General features: G+C 36.2%; 5 protein-coding genes. All 5 read right to left on the reverse strand.

Translation table 11 applies throughout. The features are described 5' to 3' along the window. Window positions 1–57: 57 nt before the first annotated feature. Genes KL866_RS19460 through KL866_RS19480 form a run of 5 tightly spaced genes read right to left on the reverse strand, consistent with a single transcriptional unit; the run spans window position 58 to window position 4,368 of the window. Complete coding sequence (locus KL866_RS19460; protein ID WP_214996594.1) at window positions 58–786, reverse strand: WecB/TagA/CpsF family glycosyltransferase; 729 nt, start codon at window positions 784–786, stop codon at window positions 58–60. Beyond that, window positions 773–1,972 carry a glycosyltransferase family 2 protein gene (locus KL866_RS19465; RefSeq protein ID WP_214996596.1) on the reverse strand — a complete coding sequence of 400 codons (1,200 nt, stop codon included), beginning with the start codon at window positions 1,970–1,972 and terminating at the stop codon, window positions 773–775. The genes KL866_RS19460 and KL866_RS19465 overlap by 14 nt, the downstream gene beginning before the upstream one ends. 2 nt (window positions 1,973–1,974) lie before the next feature. Beyond that, a complete protein-coding gene (locus KL866_RS19470; RefSeq protein WP_214996598.1) occupies window positions 1,975–3,174 on the reverse strand; it encodes a glycosyltransferase family 4 protein in 1,200 nt (399 codons plus the stop codon). Further along, a complete protein-coding gene (locus KL866_RS19475; RefSeq protein ID WP_214996600.1) occupies window positions 3,171–3,698 on the reverse strand; it encodes a serine O-acetyltransferase in 528 nt (175 codons plus the stop codon). Before KL866_RS19475 ends, KL866_RS19470 begins: the two co-directional genes overlap by 4 nt. Then, a complete protein-coding gene (locus tag KL866_RS19480) occupies window positions 3,682–4,368 on the reverse strand; it encodes an O-antigen ligase (RefSeq protein WP_214996602.1) in 687 nt (228 codons plus the stop codon). Before KL866_RS19480 ends, KL866_RS19475 begins: the two co-directional genes overlap by 17 nt. Between the last annotated feature and the right edge of the window lie 777 nt (window positions 4,369–5,145).

Below are 5,145 nucleotides of genomic sequence, written 5' to 3' on the forward strand. Positions count from 1 at the left end.
ATTTAGAATAGAAAGCACTTTTAATTTCTACCTCAGAAAAAAAGAGAGCTGAGTTATTCAAATAAATCGGTATATTTTAGGTAAAGCTAAGAAATTTAGAAAATACCTCTTTACCAGGCGTTTTTGAGTTACCATTCGATACAACCATTCTAACCTTAAATTTTGAAAGATTTTGGGTGCTCTTTTCTCTTCGCCGACTAAGAATAAAATTGAAGCTCCAATACATAATGAAACACCGGAATTAAGTTCTTTTGATAGGTGCCAACTTAATATTTCCTGTCGTGGAGAGCCAACTGCAAGGAAGACAAAGTCTGGTTTTAACTCTTTAGTATCGTGAACTATTTTTTCGACTTCTAACGGTTTATTAATAAATCCCATACTAGGGTTAATATGACCAAGATTAACTTGTGGGTATTTTATCTTAAGTTTATTAAAAACATCATTTTCGCTTCCGATAATAAGAACATTTTTGCCATTTAATACCTTTCCATCAAACAACTCTTGCGTCAAAGTACTTCCTGGAACAACGTTGTTTATTTTTTTACCTTTTTTATCCATGAGAACTTGTAAGATCTTACTATCACATAGCATCAACGAAGCATTCCCATAGATTTCCCACAGTACATCTCTTTTCTCAAGATTTACTAGTCTGCTTAAGTGATCAACATTAGGAGTAATCACATTGTGAAATTGAGTTTTTTCTGCAGACATTTTATCAATAGTTACGATTGCTTCTGAACATGTAAGGTCATTGAATTCGAAAAAACCTGTTTTAACTTTTGTCATTTTTTTCTCCATGGCTCAACTCGTTCTTGACATCTCTTTTCGTTTTAACCCATTCCGTTTCTGGTTTTTTAAAAAAAGAGCTATAAACGGTTAGTTTTGAAGATAGAAAATCAATAACGTCATTAAACTTAATCGACGATGTAATACTCTTTCCATATGTGAACCAAGTAAAAATTAATAAAACTGTGGTAATTAGAAAACAAGCGGGAATAAAAATTAGAAAACTATTTTCAATATAGATATTTAATAATAGCGCTAACATTGATAATGTTGATAGTATCAGCATCCAAAGGATAGTCGGTGGTATTGCAGCATCAACGAGAAGTGCAAATGTTTTTAAGTCAAAGTTTTTAATTGCCTTGTATGCATACTTTGGAAACATTTTTATCATCCCTAAGTGTCCGTGCTCCCACCTTTTCCTTTGAGACGCTGCACCTTCTTTATTTTCAGGGAAATAGCTGAAGACCTTAGCTTCATCAAAATATATTGCTGGTTGCCCTTTTAATGCTAAGTTAAGCCCTAACTCCAAATCTTCCACGATACTAGAAGATGCTAAAGAAATATCTCTTAGTATGCTTGTAGGAAACGCAAATCCTGAGCCCTGAATGTGGCACCCTAAACCAAGTGTCTTCATTCCCCTCGCGCGCAAATCATTCTTAACCGCCCAAGTAAACTCACTTATCTTCAAATCAATTCTTTCATCATTTGGTGACAACATTAAATATTGGCTTTGAACCACAGAATTAGCTGTTTGACTTTTACTTACTAACTTTGAGTACGAATCAGGTTCAAACAGGCAGTCTGCGTCAAAAACAACTACCGTCTCAAAATCATAATTACTAGTTATTAACTTTGAACCAAAATCTAACGCAAATCCTTTACCTCTATTTTGCTTGTCAAACCTTTCAAAAACATTAACGCCCGTATTTCTAGCTTTTTTGGCCGTATCGTCAGTACAGTTATCAGCAACGACAAAAATTTCATCATTTTTACCTATTATGCTAATTAGATGTTTAAGTGTTGCCTCGATAACTTCTGTTTCGTTGTGAGCAGGAATTAAAATCGCACACGGCTTGTGGTTTAAAATATCGATTTTTTCTTTTCTTTTTGCACTTAAGCCTAAAACTAAAACGGTAATAAAGAGTAACGAAGGAATACAAAACAATAGACTAATTAACAATATCATAATTACTGCTCAAATAGTTTAGCTAACTTATCGGCTTCTAATTCAACGTTATGCGCATTCCTGACTTCTACGTGAGCATTTTGGACAATGCTTTTTAATTCTTCAGGACTTAAGGAAACACTCAGATTCAAGTTTTGTGTTAAGTCTTCAATCGAGCCAGGAACCGTCAATAAGCCTGTTTTACGGTGTTTAACTAACTCTGGAATGCCCGCTATATAAGTACTGATTACTAGCCTTCCTTTTGCCATTGCCTCCATTATGGCGACTGGTAACCCTTCTGCAAAACTCGGTAAAACCATAACTGAACACTGCTCCAAAAGAGTCTTAACTTCTGCTGGGCTTATCCAACCTGTTATAGTCACACGCTCTTCTAATTCTAACTCTTTAATAAGGGTTTCAATTTCACTACGAAGTTCCCCATCACCGGCTAAGATTAAATGCGAATTATGCCCTTCATTCAGATGCTCTTTAAATGACTTAAGTAACAAGAGCTGGCCTTTCTGTTCACAAAGTCTACCCGTGCACAAAAAAACGTTTTCATTAGCGCCTGTATTTCGCTCTAAACACTCAAAATAGGCAGGTTCCAAGCCACAACGTATAACCTTAACTTTGTCCCAGTCTTTTTTATCAATCCACCTGTACAGTTGAGACCTACCAAAACTACTGACAGTTGCTATAAACTTACTTCTGTCTACTTTTTTCCTTAAGTTTAGATCTTCTGGGAAGTCATACTCTTCAGGCCCATGAATAGTCAGGCTGTAAGAAATCTTCGACATCAACGAAGCATACATTGCTACTTCAGCTGAGTTAGTGCCAAAATGAGCGTGAATGTGCTGACAGCCATCTTTTTGACAAACTATTGCTACAAAACTTGCCTCGATAGCACAAACAATGTGTTTATAAAAACTTTTACTTGATTTTTTATTCATTGATAATATGAGTATTATCAATGTCAATGCATCATTCGGGCTAGATAATAGCCATGCAAAAAAAGTTTTCAGCAAACGAATTTTGGACTCATTTAATATAAAAGTAGTTAATCTATATTCTTCTTTATCTTCTTCGCCAAGACCTTCAAAATTTTCACTTCTCAATGATAATCGAGTTACTTCGATCCCATTGTTTTCAACAGCTTTTATCTCTCTGCGGATGAATGTATGGCTAACCTTCGGGTATTGATTAACTAAATATGCTACCTTCATTTTGTCTCCCTGCTCCTAATCTCCATCGGGATTCCATATGCAATGGAATTACACGGAACATTTTTATTTATAAGTGACATGGCGCCTATCCTACAGTTGTCTTCTATATTGATTTCTCCAATTAACATTGCTCCTGCACCAATATCAACATTATTTCCAATCACAGGCGCTGGTCCATCAGCTACTTTACTGCCAATAGTAACGTTTTGTCGCAATGTGCAGTCCTCGCCGATAATTGTTTCTGAATTAATAAAAATTTGTCCGAAATGCCATATTCTTAACCCACCTCCTATCTGTGCCTCGGGTGGAAGGCTTATTCCAAAAATTAATTCGATAAAACGGAAAAGAAAATAATATGGGATCAAAACGAAACGTCTAATTTTCGGATTTTTTATGGACATTAGAAACCTGCCAAACCTATACCATGCAATAGGATATATCGATTGCTCTCTTAAAAGCGCTCTAAGGCCGCCAGCCCGAGCTAGATCACTCTTGAAGTTTTTAAAACTAGACTCTTTTCGCATGTTTTTCCTTTTCCAAAATTTGCAAAAATGCACAGCCACAACCAATTAAAAGCCAAAAATACCAACAGTAAGAAAGATAAAACAACATGTTATCGGAATAGCAAACCAACATGAATGAAGTAATTACAGCTAAATAAATACTATTGCCCTTAGGATCTAAAGAAAACTGTTTCAAATACTTCAACAAAATTCCTATAAACAGAACTAAGAAAAAAAACACCCCTAAAAAGCCCATATCAAAGGCTATCTGAACATAGGCATTGTGAGCATCGAACTGCTTTTCACCTTCAAGAGGAAAAAAATCTAGAAAGTAATAAGAAAAAGTGTTATAGCCATGCCCAAGAAACAACTTGTTTTGAATAAGTTCCCACGACGATACCCAAACCACCTGTCGCCAAGCGTAAGAGTTTAACTTTTCTCCGCCGCCTTCTGTAATTTGCGAATCCGAGGCTAAGTCAGCAATACGTTCTTGAACAAAAGGCAAAAATAAGGCCAATATTGCTAGCACACACATTACTACTACATACTTGCGTTCATACAAAAGTCCATAAACAAAAAATATGGTAAAGAATGCAATCCATGCACTTCTAGTTTGAGTTGCAATGAGGCACACCGCACTTAATGGTATTAGTAGATAACAAAGGCGGATGAACCGTTTAGAGAAAAACACTGATTCTGCTTTAATGCAATAGAAACACACAGCGCTGACTAAGACTAAGTAAAATGCGTAGATGTTAGGGTGCATGAAGCTACCATGAAGCCTGAAACCATCTCTTGTTGTGCTCAATTCTGGAAATACAAACTGGATAGCTGAAACACTAAAAGGAATGAAGCTTGAGTAAACGATTAACTTCATTATTGACTCCACGTCCTCTCTTGACCGTACAAAGCTATATGCAAATGAGAAAATTGAAAAGTAGGTCAACACTGAAACAAAGGCGCGAAAAGAAGCAATAGGAGTGGGTGATATAACAATTGAAAATAGCCCTACAACAATGAAGCCCGACCACAGCTTAAATACGCTCGAAGATATGGTGCCTCGCGACTGAATTAAGCCGCCGAAGAATAAGACAATGAGTGACAAGTTCAATAATGCACCAACACTTATGCCTCCGAAATCTGTCAGGCGAAGTATCGGGTCCAAAGAAGCTCTTGTAAGCAATAACAAGTATATTATCGGAGAGAACAAGTAAAGTGGACTTTTACGGATAATCATAATTTAACACTGGTCTATATAATTCCATTATAACCTGGGGGGCAGATTCCGTTGTGAGGCAGGCAAAATACCGCTTTGTTGCTGTTAATGCAAAAATATTTGCAACAATCAGGCCGTTCTGAGTGTCCTTATGTCAATTTTATAATTTATCACTTCCCGTCTCAGCTGTTGTTCGTAAGATTTGCTTTCTCAATGAAATGTAAGGGCATATATTATTAGCAATTCCTAGAT

It is taken from the genome of Alteromonas sp. ALT199 (assembly GCF_018619335.1).
Classification (GTDB): domain Bacteria; phylum Pseudomonadota; class Gammaproteobacteria; order Enterobacterales; family Alteromonadaceae; genus Alteromonas.